The organism is Acidovorax sp. M14 (assembly GCF_049331375.1).
Lineage (GTDB): Bacteria > Pseudomonadota > Gammaproteobacteria > Burkholderiales > Burkholderiaceae_C > Acidovorax.
Genome location: NZ_CP186263.1, coordinates 90,304 through 107,124, shown reverse-complemented (window position 1 = coordinate 107,124; position 16,821 = coordinate 90,304). Strand labels below are relative to the sequence as shown.

General features: G+C 67.3%; 19 protein-coding genes. 4 read left to right on the top strand and 15 right to left on the bottom strand.

Going from position 1 to position 16,821, the window contains the following annotated elements; all coding sequences use genetic code 11:
- Positions 1-3 precede the first annotated feature (3 nt).
- The 15 genes from ACOYR4_RS00505 to mnmG all read right to left on the bottom strand — a co-directional run bounded on the left by ACOYR4_RS00505 (position 4) and on the right by mnmG (position 13,760).
- On the bottom strand, positions 4-912 hold the full coding sequence (locus ACOYR4_RS00505; RefSeq protein WP_310045891.1) for an alpha/beta hydrolase: 909 nt from the start codon (positions 910-912) through the stop codon (positions 4-6).
- A 183-nt stretch (positions 913-1,095) separates the two neighbouring features.
- Positions 1,096-2,058, bottom strand: coding sequence for a hypothetical protein (locus ACOYR4_RS00500; protein ID WP_056056992.1), 963 nt, complete (start codon positions 2,056-2,058; stop codon positions 1,096-1,098).
- Positions 2,059-2,078: 20 nt separating this feature from the next.
- On the bottom strand, positions 2,079-2,696 hold the full coding sequence (gene lpoB, locus ACOYR4_RS00495) for a penicillin-binding protein activator LpoB (RefSeq protein WP_110960591.1): 618 nt from the start codon (positions 2,694-2,696) through the stop codon (positions 2,079-2,081).
- 40 nt (positions 2,697-2,736) lie between these two features.
- The gene (locus tag ACOYR4_RS00490) at positions 2,737-3,144 is read right to left on the bottom strand and encodes a YcfL family protein (RefSeq protein WP_015011927.1); all 408 of its coding nucleotides are present in this window, start codon (positions 3,142-3,144) and stop codon (positions 2,737-2,739) included.
- A gap of 35 nt (positions 3,145-3,179) precedes the next feature.
- The gene (locus ACOYR4_RS00485; RefSeq protein WP_209816664.1) at positions 3,180-4,718 is read right to left on the bottom strand and encodes a COG3014 family protein; all 1,539 of its coding nucleotides are present in this window, start codon (positions 4,716-4,718) and stop codon (positions 3,180-3,182) included.
- A 333-nt stretch (positions 4,719-5,051) separates the two neighbouring features.
- Complete coding sequence (locus ACOYR4_RS00480) at positions 5,052-5,795, bottom strand: class I SAM-dependent methyltransferase (protein ID WP_295942637.1); 744 nt, start codon at positions 5,793-5,795, stop codon at positions 5,052-5,054.
- A 12-nt stretch (positions 5,796-5,807) separates the two neighbouring features.
- Positions 5,808-7,163 carry a hypothetical protein gene (locus tag ACOYR4_RS00475; RefSeq protein ID WP_422848287.1) on the bottom strand — a complete coding sequence of 452 codons (1,356 nt, stop codon included), beginning with the start codon at positions 7,161-7,163 and terminating at the stop codon, positions 5,808-5,810.
- A gap of 236 nt (positions 7,164-7,399) precedes the next feature.
- Positions 7,400-8,317: a ParB/RepB/Spo0J family partition protein gene (locus tag ACOYR4_RS00470; RefSeq protein ID WP_422848286.1), complete on the bottom strand. Its 918-nt coding sequence runs from the start codon at positions 8,315-8,317 to the stop codon at positions 7,400-7,402.
- 42 nt (positions 8,318-8,359) lie between these two features.
- Positions 8,360-8,656 (bottom strand): cupin domain-containing protein, encoded by a 297-nt coding sequence (locus ACOYR4_RS00465; protein ID WP_116748482.1) that lies wholly within the window; start codon positions 8,654-8,656, stop codon positions 8,360-8,362.
- A gap of 25 nt (positions 8,657-8,681) precedes the next feature.
- Positions 8,682-8,951: a hypothetical protein gene (locus ACOYR4_RS00460; protein ID WP_422848285.1), complete on the bottom strand. Its 270-nt coding sequence runs from the start codon at positions 8,949-8,951 to the stop codon at positions 8,682-8,684.
- Positions 8,948-9,490 (bottom strand): RBBP9/YdeN family alpha/beta hydrolase, encoded by a 543-nt coding sequence (locus ACOYR4_RS00455; protein WP_422848284.1) that lies wholly within the window; start codon positions 9,488-9,490, stop codon positions 8,948-8,950. The genes ACOYR4_RS00460 and ACOYR4_RS00455 overlap by 4 nt, the downstream gene beginning before the upstream one ends.
- 34 nt (positions 9,491-9,524) lie before the next feature.
- Positions 9,525-10,337, bottom strand: a complete 813-nt coding sequence (locus tag ACOYR4_RS00450) for a ParA family protein (protein ID WP_252660068.1) — start codon at positions 10,335-10,337, stop codon at positions 9,525-9,527.
- A 24-nt stretch (positions 10,338-10,361) separates the two neighbouring features.
- On the bottom strand, positions 10,362-10,976 hold the full coding sequence (locus ACOYR4_RS00445) for a LysE family transporter (RefSeq protein ID WP_422848283.1): 615 nt from the start codon (positions 10,974-10,976) through the stop codon (positions 10,362-10,364).
- Between the two features lie 118 nt (positions 10,977-11,094).
- Complete coding sequence (rsmG, locus tag ACOYR4_RS00440) at positions 11,095-11,772, bottom strand: 16S rRNA (guanine(527)-N(7))-methyltransferase RsmG (protein WP_422849702.1); 678 nt, start codon at positions 11,770-11,772, stop codon at positions 11,095-11,097.
- A gap of 2 nt (positions 11,773-11,774) precedes the next feature.
- Positions 11,775-13,760, bottom strand: coding sequence for a tRNA uridine-5-carboxymethylaminomethyl(34) synthesis enzyme MnmG (gene mnmG, locus ACOYR4_RS00435; protein ID WP_422848282.1), 1,986 nt, complete (start codon positions 13,758-13,760; stop codon positions 11,775-11,777).
- Between the two features lie 329 nt (positions 13,761-14,089).
- On the opposite strand from mnmG, the gene ACOYR4_RS00430 reads away from it, so the two are divergent.
- From ACOYR4_RS00430 to ACOYR4_RS00415, 4 genes are all read left to right on the top strand, one after another.
- Positions 14,090-14,686, top strand: a complete 597-nt coding sequence (locus ACOYR4_RS00430; RefSeq protein ID WP_015011916.1) for an NADPH-dependent FMN reductase — start codon at positions 14,090-14,092, stop codon at positions 14,684-14,686.
- Between the two features lie 12 nt (positions 14,687-14,698).
- Positions 14,699-14,965, top strand: coding sequence for a YkgJ family cysteine cluster protein (locus ACOYR4_RS00425; protein ID WP_422848281.1), 267 nt, complete (start codon positions 14,699-14,701; stop codon positions 14,963-14,965).
- A gap of 177 nt (positions 14,966-15,142) precedes the next feature.
- The gene (locus ACOYR4_RS00420; protein ID WP_116748474.1) at positions 15,143-16,018 is read left to right on the top strand and encodes an RNA polymerase sigma-70 factor; all 876 of its coding nucleotides are present in this window, start codon (positions 15,143-15,145) and stop codon (positions 16,016-16,018) included.
- A gap of 228 nt (positions 16,019-16,246) precedes the next feature.
- A complete protein-coding gene (locus ACOYR4_RS00415; RefSeq protein ID WP_422848280.1) occupies positions 16,247-16,702 on the top strand; it encodes a carboxymuconolactone decarboxylase family protein in 456 nt (151 codons plus the stop codon).
- Positions 16,703-16,821: the final 119 nt, after the last annotated feature.

Here is a 16,821-nt window from a genome sequence, read left to right as displayed (position 1 = left end):
CGCTCAGCGCTGCAGCGGTGCACACAGCCCGCCCTGGGGCGCGCGTGCCCACTGTTCCAGCCAGGCCCATACCTGCTGCAGACCGTCCCTCCGAGGTTCACCGCTCGCCGCAGGCTGCTGCAGGCCATGGTCTGCGCCCTCCATGCGGCGCGCGCACCACCCGGCGGGTGAACGCGGAGCTGCCCGTTGCGCAAACCGTTCGTAGGCCTGGGCAGGCACCAGCGCATCGTCCCCGCCCCACACCTGCAACACCGGCCAGGGGCCGTCGATGAGCGGCTGCGCCACGGGCCAGTTCGACAGGTCGCGCCAGTAACCCAGGCTGCGCCCCTGCACCACCACGCTGTCGTGCGGGGCACCCGCCACCAGCTGCCCCAGCGCGGTCCAGTCGCTCTCTGCGCCCACGCGGCGAGCCTGCAGTGCCCCCGCCTCCTGCGGGTCTAGGCCGCTGGCGCCAATGAGCACTAGCCCGGCCAGGTGCGGCACCTCGCGGGCCAGCGCAGGTAGCAGCTCGGCCCCTTCAGAGATGCCCACCAGCAGCTGCGGCAGCGCGGGCTGCCCCGGGCGCAACAGGGCATCGGCACGCAGGGCCGCACGGGCGTGTGCGAGCCAAGTGGAATGCCGGTCCAGCGAGACAAAGCTGTGCGGGCAGTCGGCGGGGGCGGTGCGAGCTCCGGGGTCTACGCCCGGCTTGTGCAGCACCAGCACCTGCGCGTGCAGCAGGCCGGCAAAGTAACGGTCCGCAATGGGCCCCATGCCCGCGCAGCCCGAGCCGGGGATGACGATCACGCGGTAGCGCAGCGGCGCGGTGCGCTCCGCGCGCTGCAGGGTCTGGAGCACGGCGCCGCCCGCACCCGGCACGGCCCGCTGGAGGAACCCAGCGCCCGGCGCCGGGCCCTGTTCTATGGCGGGCATCACAGGGTCCGGCTGTGCCGCACTCGCGCCCCCATGTGCGTGCGGGGCCACGCAACCAGTCAGCGTCAAGGCCAGGACGGCAGACGCAAAAAAGGCCAGCGCGGGGCTGGCCTTGGGGAGGGCAGGCACAGCACGGGCCGGGGCCCGCGAGGGCTGCGGGTGCACGGTGGGGCGCACTGCGGCTTACTTGAGGATCAGCACCTGCTCAGGCTGCTGCGGTTGCGGCACGGGCATGGGCTGGCCGCCCTGTTGGTACACCACCGGTGGGCGCACGCCGCGCGCCAGATTCGCGTCGGTGTAGCCCAGTTGCACCGCAAGCTGCTGGTACACGTCCTGCGCCAGCGACAGCGAGGTTTCACGCATCACCTTGGCCCGGTTGGGGGGCGCAATGTCGCCACGGATCGAGAGGATCTTGGTGTCGTTGCCTTCGCCCTGGGCGGAAAACGCGGCCTTGATCTCGTAGGTCTTGGTGTTGATGAGCGAGAAGTCGGCCAGCAGCTGCAGGCCGTACTGGCGCGTGGCGCTGGTAGTGCCCTGCAGGGGCGAGAGCGCATCGGTGAACTCGATGCTGGACACCACGCCAAACAGCACGTAGTCGGCGCCGTTGAACTCGCCCTTCTTGATGCGGGTGATCACGTCGTTGACCTGGGGCTGCGCCTGGGGCGTGGCCATCTTGCCGCCCTGCACCTGGTTGAGCACCTGCTCGGCCTTGCTGGGCTGGGGCTTGCCCGCGTCAAAGCCCTTGCCCTGCACCAGGCGGAAGTACGTGCCCTGCAGGATGGCGCCCTTGATGTCGTTGGTGTAGCCACCCAGTTCACGCTGCTCGATGTAGCTGTAGCGGCCTGCCACATAGGTGCCGCTGGCCTGCTCGGACGCCTGCATGGACTGCTGACCGGAGTACGAGCCCCCGCCGCCGTACATGCCGTGGCTGTGGCTGCCGCCCTGGCTGCCCTGCGCGCTCATCTGGCTGCTGCGCTGGTAGGTGCCGGCCATGAAGTATTCGGACACGCGCTGGGCGTAGGCCAGATCGGTCACGGCGATCTTGGGTGCGGCGCCGGGCTGCTGCGCCTGCGCGCCCGTTCCCCAGGCCAGCGTGGTGGCCGCGATCACGGCCAGGGCCGTGTGGAGGGTGATTCTGCGTTGCATGGTGTGCTCCTTGGGGCAGATCAGCGCTTGCTGGTCTTTCTGATTTCTTTCTCGTCCTGCCACTCGATCGTGCCTTCCTGCACATCAAACAGCTTCAGCGTGAACTTGTAGTACACGTCCTTGGTCGTGTTGTTCTGCTTGACGATGCTGGTCAGCTCGCCTTCCATGCTGTACTTGGCGGCGGTCATCTGGCCGACCTTGGCGGTGGTGCCCTGCTTGTACAGGCCGCTCTGGTTCTGGCGCTGCAGCTCGTCCACACCGGCCTGCATCTCGTTGATGGAGCGCACAAAACGCACCTTGCCCGACTTGACCAGCGCGGTCTGGATGGAGTTCATCACGTTGGTGGTGTCGATGTACTCGCTGGTCTTGTTCTTGACGGTGGAAATGGTCACCGTGGGGCGGCCCTGGAAGATGCCGGTTTCGAGCAAGCCGCCAGTCATCTTCTCGGCAATCATCTGCAGGTCGGTGGAGCCGAATTCGTTGGTCACCAGCTCGACGGCCTTGGCATCACCGTAATTGACTTGGCGGTCAAAACGCACGGTGGGCGACGACAGGTTCTGGCAGGCCGACAGGGCCAGGGTGCTGGCCGCAAAGGCCAGGATCAGCGCGCTGCGCTGGATGCGGTTCTTGGTTGTCATGGTTTTACTCCTCACTCAAACAGGGATTGGCGCGGCGCGATCAGCGCGGCTCCACATTCATTTCCAGGCGCAGGTCCACGGCGGCGCTGGTGGGGGCCACGCTCTTGACGGTCTGCTGGCCCAGGCCCAGCACGGTCATCTGCTTCCAGGACTCGCCGTCGCCCACCTGGTTGCCCACGTTGTCCAGCCACTTGAAGCGGTAGAACACGGTGCGGTCAGTGCGGCCCATGTTGGCCATATCGGCCTGCACCACCAAGATGTCGTTCTTGCGCACGATGCGCATCTCGCGCACGGCGATGCTGTTGGCTTCGCCGCGCAGGGCCACCTTGGCTGCCACGGCCAGCGGTGTGGCGGGGTCATGCAGCTGGGCGCTGGCGCTGCCAGCCAGGGTCATCAGGGCCGCGCACAGCACGGCGGGGATCGCGGCGGGGACAAAACGGGTTCTCATGCCAGAGGCTCCTTGAATGGGGTCAGAAACAGGGGTCAGTTCTTGGCGGCCGCTGCGGGCTGGGCGGCGGTGGGCTTGACGGTGGACGAGGGCACGGTGCGGGCGCGGTTGTTGTTGGTGGTGCGCACCGGGGCCGCGGGTGCCGCTGCTGCGGCAGGAGCCGGCTGGGGTGCCGCCGCCACCGTGGGCAGCTGGCCCAGCATGGCCACGTCGCCGATCAGCACGCTGTTGTCATACATGCGCAGTGGCACCAGGGCGTACTGGCCGTCGATCTTGATCGGCTGGGGCAACTGGCGGCCGTTGATGGAGACGGTGTGTTCGCCAGGGGGCAGGTAGCCACGGGCCACATAGACGCGGCCGGGCAGCATGCGCCACATGCGGTCGTCGGCCTGCTCGGTGGCCACCGAGGCTGCGGCGCCAATCAGGCCGCCGATGAGGCCGCCACGCTTTTGCAGCTCGTTCTGCAGCACGCCCTTGGCCACGGCGCGGGTGAAGCCGCGCAGCACCATGCCAGGCATTTCGTCCTTGAGCGCACGGCGGGCCATCACATTCACGTCCACCACTTTTTCGAGCTTGAGGTCGGTGCCGGCGGCCGACACCACCGTCAGGGGCGCGTCCTTGGAGGGCTCGATCACGGGGTACGAAATGCTGGCGGTGACCATGCCCCGGCCGGTGGGCACAGGGATGGTGAAGGCCTTGGGCTTGCGTGCAGGCGCGTCACCGGCCTCGACGATGAAGAGCACGTCGGTCATGCGCTGGCGGCGCTTCCAGGTGAAGCCGGTGCGGTTGTCCAGGCCACGCAGGCCTTCTTCGAGCACGGGGGTATCGGGCTTGAGCTCGATGGCCTTGCGGTAGCCGGGCGCAGCCAGGCCAGGCTCGTTGAGCATTTCGTACAGGAAGCCAGCCAGGTAGTGGGACAGCGCGTTGGAGTAGCCGTTCTTGAGGGCCAGCACTTCGGGGTCGTTGAGCGTTTCGACCGGGTAGCCATTCAGCTCCTTGCCGCCCGAGGTGGCGCCCTTGGACTTGGCCTCTTCTTCGGCCGCCAGGGTTTCCTTGGCGCGGAACTCGGCAATGATGGCTTCGCGCTCGTGCGTGCGCTTGATGTCCACACGGGCGTTTTCAAAGTCGCCCACGGCCATGCGGTTGAGCGCCAGGCGCGTGGTCAGCCACACCTTTTCATAGTCCTGGCCTTCGTAGACCTTCAGGCGCTCGCTCACCAGGGCCGCGCCCACGGTGCCCATCAGCTTGGAGGGGTTGGTCTTGGCGGTTTCTTCCCATTCCTTGACCTTGTTGTCGGCCAGCAGGAAGGCGTTGGTACTGTCGGGGTAGCGGCGGTCCATGCGCAGCAGCTCACCGCGCTCCATGTTGAAGAGCAGCGCCGTTTTTTCTTCTTCGGTCTTGGCCGTGCTCTCCAGGCTGGCCAGCGCGGCAGGGATGCCGCCACTGCGCCCGGCGGTCTGCATGTCAGTGGCCGTTTTGTCGTGGCTCTGCATGGTGGCGCAGCCGGTGAGGGCAGCGCTCAGCGCCAGCACCCACAGCAGGCGCGGACGGAAACGGGATGGGTGGGCGGTCATGGATGCTCCTTGCAGATCGGTCGGTTGCTCACCAGAAACACCCCGCGCTTCCCACGCGCAGCCGCGCAACAGCCCCGCCCAAAGGAGGGCGCAGCGAATACGGCGCGCATGGTGGAAGTCCGGTCAAGGCGGGTGCTGGCAGCCCGTGCGCCCCCTCCCGGCGCGGTTACGTGCTGTGTGCGACCCCCTCTGGCTGTGAGTTTCTTGGTTGTTGTGTATGGGGTTGTAGCCAGCCGCGCAATGTAGCAAAAGCTTGTATCTTTTCTGTAACCGTGTGGGGCCGGCGACACAGACGGACACAGGTGCGGGCGTATGGATTGCATGGTGTGCATGTCATCCCTCCTGCGGCTGGCGCGGCATGCGGTACAGCCACACCACCCGACCACCGGGCGCACGCAGCTGGGCACTGGGCAGCCAGCCGGGCACCGCAAACTCCAGGCTCACCAGCCAGGCACCGGGCGCCAGCTCGGCCTGGGCCTTGGCGGCCGCGCGGGCCATGCTTTCGGGCCGCTGGAACAGGTACACCATCTGGTAGGCGCTCCAGTCGGCCTTCCACATGTCGGCCCGCTGCACCCGGGCCCAAGGGCAGCGCAAGGCACACAGCAGGCGCAGCGGCCAGCTCCACTCCAGCCCGTCGAGCTGTGCGGCGGGGTAGGCATGGCGCAGCGCCTTGAGGCCATCGCCCAAACCACAGCCTGCATCGAGCACGCGCGCGCCCAGCGGCAGCGGTGCCTGCACGGCCAGAGACTGCAGCGCATGGCGCGGCGTGGGAAATAGGGGCGCATCGCGCCACGCATTGAGCGGGTAGACCAGCAACAACAACGACAGCGGCACCAGCCACGCCCACGTGGGCAGGCTGGCCGCCCCCAGCAGCGCCAGCGACAGAGGGAACCCGGCGGCAATCAGCCCGCGCCGCCACCAGCTGTCGCCCAGCACACTGGCAGCCGTGCCCAGCAGGCAGGCCACCAGCAAGGCGGCCACCGGTGGAACCGCGCGCTGCAGCGCCACAAAGATCAGCCACGCGCACGCCCACGCCGCCAATGCGGGCAGGGGCCAGGGCATGCGCAGGGCGAACATGGTTCTCCGTTCTCAGCGGCCAAAAATGCCGCGCAGCAGATTGACGGGGTTGACCACGTTGCCCGCGTCCGTGCCGCCGTCGCCTGCCGGTGGCTGGCCTGCGGGCGCGCCGCCCATGCCGCTGGAATAAGCGCCTGTGCCGCCCGACGGTGCAGCGGGTGCTGCGCCCATGCCGCCACGGCGCCCCTGCATCTCCTCGCCCAGCATGGCCATGGTGTGCGACTTCACCCGCACGCGCACCGACCATTCAGGCTCCCACGCAGCCTTGGGGTCGGCCGGGCGGGGTGGGTACACGATGTGGCTTTCGCCACCGTAGGCCATCATGCGCAGCATGGGTGTGGCGTCGCGCCCGCCGCCCGCAAAGATGCCTTGGGGAATCGCGCATTGCGTGGTCTCGGGCTGCAGCAGCACGCGCTCCTTGAGCCAGCGGTCGATGGTGGCGGGCGAGAGGTAGTCAAACAGGCCCATGCCGGTGTCGGGCGTCTCGGCGCTGGACCACATGATGAGGTCGTCCCCGCTTTGCGACATGGCGTGCAGGTAGTAGGCGCGCGCATTGCGCACCGGCTGCCAGCTGGTGCCCATGCTGTCCTGCGGCTTGCCGGTGGTGCGCAGGTCGATAGCGGGCATCAGGTCTTGCGCAGCGCCCAGCGTGAACTTCATCGAGGCAGGCACGCCGTCGCCCCGCACCTGGTGCTCGCCCACCACCGAGCTGTCCCGCGACAGGCTGACCTGGTTGCGTTCGTTGGGGTACAGCGCATAGGCCTGGCCCACGCGCGGGCCCCGGTCCGGCACGGCACGGCCCGCGAAGGCCTGGGCGTAGTCGGAGGGCTTGGCACGTGCCAGATCGATGACGCGGGGCTGGCCCGCACGCACCGCGCTACCGCAGCCCCAGTACAGCAGGATTCGGCCCTTGGGCTGCTGTTGCTGGTACTCACGGGGCACTTCGCCCGGCTCAGTCTGGGTGGGCTGGGCGCGCGGGGGGATCAGAGGCAGGGACTCGCCCATGCGCATGCCGGGCGGGATGGACTGGCTGGCTTCTACGCCGGGGCGCAGGCTGTTGTGCAAAGCGATGTCGATGACACGCGGCGGCATGATGGACATGGCGCGTGCGTTGCCGTACGAGGTGTTGCTGCCGCCCCCCATGCCCGGCGCTGCGCCGCCGCCCATGCCCCCCATGAGGCCCCCGAGCATGCCGCCGCCACCGGGCAGGCTGTCCATCTCGGGCATGCCGGCCATGGTGCCGGTGGACAGGTCCATCCACAGCTGCACCTTGGGAGCCTTGGTGTTTTGGGCCTGGGCGCCCAGGCTGGCAATGCACAGGCCGGCGGCCAGGCAGGCGGGGGTCAGGTAGCGCAAAGGGGTTGTCATCAGGTCTGCTCCAGGAGATACGTGGATCACCCGGCAAACCATCGTGGGCCGCAAAGCGGCTTCGTCGCCGCCCTGTGAAGAGGCCTTACGGTCAACCCGGGTGTGTTGAACGCAGCGCAGTGTAGGCCCGCAAGGACGCATTTTGCCCGTGCAAGTTACTTGTGGAAACCGTTTCTGTGCGCTATTTCACGCCATCTTGCGCGGCGACAACGCCGCGCCCCGGAGCGACGAGCGGGTCAACCGCGCAGGCGGTCGATCAGCCCGTTGAGCGCCTCCAGCGACCCGAACTGGATCGCCAGCTCGCCCATGTCCTCCACCCGGCCGTTGCGCTTGACGCGCTTTTTCACGCGCACCTCGACCTCGGCCATGAGCAGGTCCGACAGTTCTTCCTCCACACGCTTCAAGTCGCGCGACTTTTCCTTCTGGGGCTTTTGCGGCACCAGGCTGAACTCGGCGCCGATCTTCTTGACCAGCGCCTCGGCCTCGCGCACCGACAGCTTCTTGGCCGCGATCTGGTTGCCGGCCGTGATCTGTGCGGCGCGGTCCAGCGCCAGCAGCGCACGCGCATGGCCCATGTCGATGTCGCCCGCCATCAGCATGGTCTGCACCGGCTCGGCCAGGTTCAACAGGCGCAGCAGGTTGCTGGCCGCGCTGCGCGAGCGGCCCACGGCCTGTGCGGCCAGCTCGTGCGTGAGGCCAAACTCCTTGACCAGGCGCTGCAGGCCCTGGGCTTCTTCCAGGGGGTTGAGGTCTTCGCGCTGGATGTTTTCGATGAGCGCCATGGCGGCTGCCGACTCGTCGGGCACATCGCGCACCAGCACCGGCACCTCGGCCAGGCCCGCCAGGCGCGAGGCGCGAAAGCGCCGCTCGCCCGCAATGATTTCGTACTTGCCCGCGCGCTCCCCGCCCGTGAGCCGCCGCACCAGGATGGGCTGCATGATGCCCTGGGCCTTGATGGATTCGGCCAGCTCGTACAGCGCGCCTTCGTCCATGCGCGTGCGCGGCTGGTACACCCCCGGCACCAGTTCGCTCAGTGGCAGGCTGCTGGGCAGGCCCGCCTCGGCGGCCTGGGCCTGTTCCACTTTGTCTTCGACCTTGGGGCCCAGCAGGGCTTCGAGGCCTCGGCCGAGGCCCTTGGGTTTTTTGGTGACCATGCGATGTCTTCTTCTCGAAAAGGAATGGGGAGAGGGAAATCTTCAGCGGTCGATGATGACCAGCGTGCCGCGGCTGCCGGGCGCCACGGCGTGGGGCACGCCTGCGGGCACGATGAACACCTCGCCCGCGTTCACCTCGGTGACCTGCCCTTGCAGGTCCAGGCGCATGCAGCCGTCCAGCACCAGCAGGGCTTCGTCAAAGTCGTGCGACTCATCGGGGTAGGCCGCGTCATCCATGCGCAGCACCTTGAGGTTGGCACCCGCAGCGCGGCCCACCACCGTGGAGTTCCAGGCGCGGGGCAGTTGGTCGGCAAGGGCAGACAGGCTGATCTTGGTCATGGGTCGTTGGCCAGGGTTCAAAACGTCACAGTGCGGAGCGGCTCGCCACGCGGCGCCGCTTGCGACTGCGCCACAGGCGCAACCACACACCGAAGGCCACCGCGAGCAGCACGAGGGCCAGCATGAACTGCCCCAGCGCGCCCACCACCACCGCGCTGCTGGGCAGCAGCCAGGCAAGCACCACCTGCAAGGCGTCGCCAAGCCAGTAGAAGTCAGCCGTGACCCGCCGAGATGGAGGGACAGCGCCGTCCGCCACCACCGGCGGGCGCTTGCGCCAAAAAGCCCAGCGGCTCATGCCGGGGTGGCGAGCTGCATCAGCCAGCCGCGCCCCTCGTCCCAGTCACCCAGCCCGGATTCGGCATTGATATGCCCGCGCTCGCCATAGTCCACAAACCGCGCACCCCAGGCCTGGGCCAGACTTTCGGCGCGCTCGAAGCTGCAGTACGGGTCGTTGCGGCTGCCCACCAGCACGGCCGGGAACGGCAGGGGCTGGCGCACAATGGGCGCCCAGCCGTGGATCTGCGCGGCCAAGTCGGGCCGCTCCACATCGCCCGGCGCCACCAGCAGCGCACCGCGCACCTTGGCCGCATGGCGGGTGTGCGCCGCCCACCACGCGGTGAGGATGCAGCCCAGGCTGTGCGCCGCCAGCACCACGGGGCCCTCGGCATCGGCCACGGTTTCTTCCAGGCGCGCAGACCAGTCGCCGCGCAGCGGGCGCATCCAGTCGTGCTGCTCCACGCGCTGGTCGCCGTGCTGGGCTTCCCAGCGGCTTTGCCAGTGGTCGGGGCCAGAGTTCTGCCAGCCGGGCAGCAGCAGGATGGTGGTGGGCTTCATTACTATCAATTTAATAGCTATCAGCGCTTTCCTATCAGGCGCCAGCAGCCATTTTTGCCATGGAAGCCGTTGCCGCCGGCATGGTTTTGACGCGCGCGACCATCTCCTCGGCAAACTCGACAAACGCCTGGCTGCCCTTGGCCAGCGGATCGAACACCACACCGGGCAGCCCGTAGCTGGGCGCCTCGGCCAGGCGCACGTTGCGCGGAATCACGCTGTTGAACACCTTGTCGCCAAAGTGGCCCTTGAGCTGGTCGCTCACCTGCTGCTGCAGCGTGATGCGTGGGTCGAACATCACGCGCAGCAGGCCGATGATCTGCAGGTCGGCGTTGAGGTTGGCGTGCACCTGCTTGATGGTGTTGACCAGGTCGGTGAGCCCTTCCAGCGCAAAGTATTCGCACTGCATGGGCACGATCACGCCGTGGGCGCTGCACAGGCCGTTGAGGGTGAGCATGGAGAGCGACGGTGGGCAGTCGATGAGCACGAAGTCGAAGTCGGCATCCGCCTCGGCCAGCGCGGCCTTGAGGCGTTTTTCACGGTGCTCCAGCGTCACCAGCTCCACCTCGGCGCCCGCCAGTTCGCGGTTGGCGCCCAGCACCCAGTAGCCACATTTGTCCGACAGCACGGCCGCCTCTTTGACCGAGGCGGATTCGAGCAGCACGTCGTACACCGTGAGGTCGAGGCTGCGCTTGTCCACGCCCGAGCCCATGGTGGCGTTGCCCTGCGGGTCCAAGTCCACCATCAGCACGCGCTGGCCGATCTTGGCCAGGCCGGCGGCGAGGTTGACGGTGGTGGTGGTCTTGCCCACCCCACCCTTTTGATTGGCAACGCAAAAGATCTTGGCCATGTGGGTGCTGCAGTTCGTGTGGTGTTATTTGGAGATGGCCAGCTTGATGCCAAAGCCGATCAGGAAGACGCCCGCGATCTTTTCCAGCACGCGGCCGATGCGCGGGTTGGCGCGCATGCGCTCGGCCAGGTGGTGGGTGAGCAGCACGGCGACCAGGCCATAGAGAAACGTCAATGCCGCCACCGTGGCCGCCATCACGCCAAAGGTCAGCATGCCCTGGTGCCGGGCCGGGTCCACGAACAGCGGAAAGAACGCCATGTAGAACACGATGGCCTTGGGGTTGAGCAAGGTGATGAGCCCGGCCTGCTTGAAGTAGTGGCGCGGCTCGATGTTCAGGATGGGCTGGGCGCCCGGCTTGGCCGTGACCATCTTGAAGCCCAGCCACGCGAGGTAGGCCGCGCCCAGCCACTGCACGGCGTTGAAGGCCGCCGGGTACGTGGCCAGCAGCGTGGCCACCCCAGCCACCGCCGCCCACATCAGCACCTGGTCACCCGCGATCACACCCATGGTGGCAGCCAAACCACCCCGGATGCCGCCCTTGCTGGTGGAGGTGATGAGCGCCAGATTGCCCGGACCTGGGATGAGCAGGAACAACACAATGGCAGCGACAAAGGCGCCGTAGTCTGCGATGCCGAACATGGTTTCTCCTGGTGCGCGGGGAGGGTGCGGTGCAAAGATGCACCCGGGTGAGCAGCCGAGTTTACGCGAGCCCCCTGCTTCGGCTGCCGAAAAGTCGGCAGCCCGGTGGTCCGGGTGATCAGACGGGCTTCATCCAGACGATGCAACGCTCGGCATCCAGGCCCGGCACCGCGAGCTGTTCCACGTGAAACACCGCCACATCCGCAGGCAGCGCGGCAATTTCGTCCTCGGGGTGTTTGCCCTTCATGGCCAGCCACACACCATGGGGCGCGGCCAGTGCGCTGCGCGACCAGGTCACAAAGTCCGGCAACGAGGCAAACGCGCGGCAGCTGATGAGGTCGAACGGCGCGGCCAGCGTCTCGACCCGCGCATGCACGCCATGCAGGTTGCGCAGCTTGAGCGCCACCGCTGCCTGCTGGATGAACGCGGCCTTCTTGCCCACGGTGTCCACGCAGCTCACATCCACGTCGGGGCAGCAGATGGCAAACACCACGCCGGGCAAGCCACCGCCCGATCCGACATCCAGCAGCTTCACCGTCGCCACCCCACCCTGCTGCAGAACTGCGACATGCCTACGCAGCGGCGCCACGGCGGCCAGGCTGTCCAACAGGTGGTGCGTCATCATCTCCTGCGGGTCGCGCACGGCGGTCAGGTTGTAGACCTTGTTCCACTTCTGTAGCAGCGCCAGGAAGTCCAGCAACAGCCCGATCTGCGCATCGCTCAGGCCCAGCGCCAAGGCGTCCGCCCCGGCTTGCAATTGCTGGCGCAGGCTGTCGTTGTTGCTGTTCGCCACCATCGTCATGCCGCCACTTCGCCTTCTGCCTTGGTGGGCGTTGCCGGTGCCACGACGAACTCCTTGAACCCGCCCTTCTTCAAATGCACCATCAGCAGCGAGATCGATGCGGGCGTGATGCCCGTGATGCGCGAGGCATGGCCCAGGGTCTCGGGCCGGTGGCGGTTGAGCACCTGGCGCGCCTCGATGCTCAGGGCCGTGACCTGCATGTAGTCCAGGTCGGGCGGCAGGCGCAGCTTTTCAAAGTGTGCGGCGCGTTCCACCTCGTCCTTCTGGCGGTTGATGTAGCCCGCGTACTTGGCCGCAATCTCCACCTGCTCCACCACCGGCTCGCTCAAGTCGCCCAGGGTTTCACGTGAAACATCGGCGGATGCGTACTTGCCACCGTCCATCGACATCAGGTTGGCGTAGCTCACATCCGGGCGGCGCAGCAACTCGAACAGGTTGTACTCGTGCTCAATGCTCTTGCCCAGCACGCGCTCGGATTCAGCGGCGGGCAGGTTGCGCGGATTCACCCAGGTGGCCTTCAGGCGCTCTGTTTCACGTGAAACTGCATCACGTTTGCGACTGAAAGCATCCCAGCGCGCGTCATCCACCAGACCCATCTGGCGCCCCACTTCGGTCAGGCGCATGTCCGCGTTGTCCTCGCGCAGCTGCAGGCGGAACTCAGCCCGGCTGGTGAACATGCGGTAGGGCTCGGTCACGCCCTTGGTGATCAGGTCATCCACCAGCACGCCCAGGTAGGCCTCGTCGCGGCCGGGCAGCCAAGGGGCGTCGCCCCGGCATTGCAGCGCGGCGTTGATGCCCGCGAACAGGCCCTGGGCCGCCGCCTCTTCGTAGCCGGTGGTGCCGTTGATCTGCCCGGCAAAGAACAGCCCCTGGATCTGCCGCGTCTCGAAGCTGCTCTTGAGCGAGCGGGGGTCAAAGTAGTCGTATTCGATGGCATAGCCGGGGCGCAGGATGTGCGCGTTCTCCAGCCCCGGCATGCTGCGCACCAGGTCGTACTGGATGTCGAACGGCAGGCTGGTGCTGATACCGTTGGGGTAGTACTCGTGCGTGGTCAGGCCTTCGGGCTCCAGAAAGATCTGGTGGCTGTCCTTGTCCGCAAAGCGGTTGATCTTGTCCTCCACACTCGGGCAGTAGCGCGGGCCCACGCCCTCGATCTTGCCGGTGAACATGGGGCTGCGGTCAAAGCCGCTGCGGATGATCTCGTGCGTGCGCTCGTTGGTGTGGGTGATCCAGCAGGGCACCTGCTGGGGGTGCATCTGCGCATTGCCCATGAAGCTGAACACGGGCACCGTACCCTCGTTCACGCCGCCGGGCATGCCGTCCCCTGGTTGTTCGGTGCACTTTGAGAAGTCGATGCTGCGCCCATCAATGCGCGGCGGCGTGCCGGTCTTCAGGCGCCCCTGGGGCAGCTTCAGCTCTTTGAGGCGTGCCGACAGCGACACCGCCGGCGGGTCCCCTGCCCGGCCAGCCGCGTAGTTGTTCAGGCCCACATGGATCTTGCCGTCCAGAAAGGTGCCCGCCGTGAGCACCACGGTGCGGCTGCGAAAACGGATGCCCACCTGCGTCACGGCGCCCACCACGCGGTCGCCTTCCACCATCAGGTCGTCCACCGCCTGCTGGAACAGCCACAGGTTGGACTGGTTCTCCAGCATGCGGCGGATGGCGGCCTTGTACAGAATCCGGTCCGCCTGCGCCCGCGTGGCCCGCACAGCCGGGCCCTTGCTGCTGTTGAGAATGCGGAACTGGATACCGCCCTCGTCCGTGGCCAGCGCCATGGCGCCGCCCAGCGCATCCACTTCCTTCACTAGGTGGCCCTTGCCGATGCCGCCGATGCTGGGGTTGCAGCTCATCTGCCCCAGCGTCTCGATGTTGTGGGTCAGCAGCAGCGTTTTGCTGCCCATGCGCGCGGCGGCCAGCGCGGCCTCGGTGCCAGCATGGCCACCGCCGACAACGATCACATCAAATTCCTGGGGGTACAACATGGGGAACACTCCGGGGCCACGGTGGGCCCGACATTCAAAACCGTCTGCCGTCCTGCGACGGCCCCACAAGAGCGGGTCGCACGGCGGCGGGCTGCGCCACCACCGGCCCATCAAGGCGGCAAGGGTGCAAGGGGAAACCCGCGATTTTCCCACCTTTGCATGCTTTTTGTGCAAAGCCCTGGGCACAGCGGCTGCACCAACCGTCCGCAGTGCGGATGGCCACCGCTGCCTGGGGCAGATGTTCCACGTGAAACAAGCACCCACCCCCACGCGACGGAGAGCGGCAGCTTGCAGTATTCCTGCCCCGGCTTTGTGCTCCAATGGTTCGCATGACCACCCAACTTCTCATCTTCGCGGGCAGCACCCGCCAACAGTCCTTCAACCGCAAACTGGCCCACGCCACTGCCGCCATCGCGCGCGATGCGGGGGCCAGCGTCACGCTGATGGAGCTGTCGGACTTCAACATCCCGCTGTACAACGCCGACCTCGAAGCCCAGGGCACGCCCGCCGATGTCATCCGCCTCAAGGAAATCCTCTGGCAACACCCGGCCTGGATCATCTGCTCGCCCGAGTACAACGGCAGCTACACCGCCCTGCTCAAGAACACCATCGACTGGGCCTCCAGCCCCGTCAAGGGCAACCCGGACTGGCAGGACGGCGGCAAGAGCTTTCGCGGCAAGGTTGTGGGCATGCTCAGCGCCTCGCCCGGCGCCCTGGGGGGCCTGCGTTCGCAGAGCCACCTGGCCCCCCTGCTGATCAATGCCGAATGCTGGCTGGCGCCCAAGGCGTTTGCCCTGGGCTCGGCCGGCAGCGCGTTTGACGACAGCGGCAACCTCATCCAGCCAGCCCACCGCGACCGCGTGCGTGCCGTGGTGGACCAGGTGCTGTGGGGCGCCAGCCGCCTGCAGCCCGCTGGCGGCCAATAAGGCGGTCCGCCCGTGGACTGCCGCCCCGGTTGCGGCGCCTGCTGCACTGCCCCCTCCATCAGCTCGCCCATCCCCGGCATGCCGCTGGGCAAGCCGGCGGGGGTGCGATGCATTCAGCTGGGGGACGATGCGCGCTGCCGCATCTTTGGCCAACCTGAGCGCCCGGCAGTGTGTGCAGGGCTGATGCCCTCGGCCGAGATGTGTGGCAGCAGCCAGGCACAGGCTCTGCACTACCTGTCGCAGCTGGAATCGCTCACGCAACCGGCCCCGCGCTCATAGTCGGTCTTGCAGGGCCTCCGAGGGACGTTGCAGGCGGTTCAAGCCCCAAAGTGACCCCAAGCGCTAGTGCCACATGCGCCAGCAGCTATCAAAATAGTAGTTTGCAAGCGAGGCTGTCACAAACCACCGGTGTGCGCCGTCTGTGCTTCACTGAAGCACTCCACCGCCGCCATTGCCATGACCACCACCGACCCGTTCACCACCCTGCGCCCTCGCCTCTTTGGCATTGCTTACCGCATGCTGGGCGTGCGGGCCGATGCCGAGGATGTGCTGCAGGACGCCTGGCTGCGCTGGAGCCGCACCGACGCCAGCACCCTGCAGTCGGCCGAGGCCTGGCTGGTGACCATCGTCACGCGCCTGTCCATCGACCGGCTGCGCGCGCTCAAGGCCGAGCGCGAGGCCTATGTGGGCTGGTGGCTGCCCGAGCCGCTGGTGGAGCTGGACGCCCACACGCCCGAGTCGGCCGCCGAGCTGGCGGGCGAGCTGTCGGTGGCCTTTCTGTACGTGCTGGAACGCCTGGGGCCCGAGGAGCGCGCGGCCTTTTTGCTGCGCCAAGTGTTCGACTACGACTACCCCGAGATCGCCGCCCAACTGGGCAAGACCGAGGCCAGCTGCCGCCAGATGGTGCACCGCGCCAGCGAGCGCGTGCAGCAGGCGCGCACCCGCTTCGAGGTGCCGCAGGCGGTGCACCACCAGTTGCTGCAGCGCTTCATGAAAGCCGCCCAGAGTGGCGACCGCCATGCCATTGAGGCGCTGCTGAGTGAAGACGCCCAGCTCATCGGCGATGGTGGCGGCGTGGTGCCCTCGTTCCCCAAGCCGCTGGTGGGGCCGTTCCGCATCACCAACCTTTACTGGGCGCTGTTCCGGCGCCTGGGCGCGCAGGTGGTCTACCGCATGGCGCTCATCAACGGCGAGCCGGGCCTGCTGCGCTACGTGGACGGACGCATCGAGTCGGCCCAGGCGTTTGTGACCGATGGCGAGCGCATCGTGGCCATCTACGCGGTGCGCAACCCGGACAAGCTGGCGGGCATCCCCGCCACGCTGCCGCTGTAAAGACACGGGCACAGCGCCGTTCGTGCGAACCGCTGCGCAGGCGGCCCCGGCAGGCGCGCCAGGGCAGAAAAAAGCAGGCCTCCTGTCACAACCCGGCACGGCGCAGCGTCTTGATGGGTATGGAAGACGGCAATGCAGCCACATGGCGACATCGCCACAAGGCCCCGCACCAGCGCCGTCTTCCACGACCGTCATCAACAACCCTTTGCCATCGCCCAGGAGATTTCCATGTCGCAACACAGCGCCCGCCTCCCCTACCACCAACTGTCGTCCAAAGCCTTCATGGGCCTGGTCAACGTCTCAGAAACCATCAAGAAAGGCCCGCTGGGCACCCGGCTGGCCGAACTGGTGTTCCTGCGCGTTTCGCAGATCAACGGCTGCGCCTACTGCATGGACATGCACTGGAGCGCGCTCGTCAAGGACGGCGCCGACCCGCGCCACCTCAACGCCGTGGCCGGCTGGCGGGAGGCGCCGTTCTTCAGCGAATGCGAACGCGCCGCGTTTCGCTGGGCCGAGATCATCACAGCCACGCCCCACAGCGACGCGAGCGATGACGAATACGCCAAGCTGAAGGCCCTGTTCTCCGACGCCGAGATTTCCGACCTGGGCTTTGCCATCGCCATCATCAACGCCTGGAACCTGCTGAACGCGGGCATGCGCGCCCCGATCCCGCAGGCCGGCTGAGCGCTGGCAGATGAGGGGTACGGACCGGAGGAAGGCACATCGGCCCGTGGAGCCTGCCAAAGGCAACAGACACCAAAAACCGGGTCAAACTGGCTGGTAGCGCTAGTGGATATTGCCTT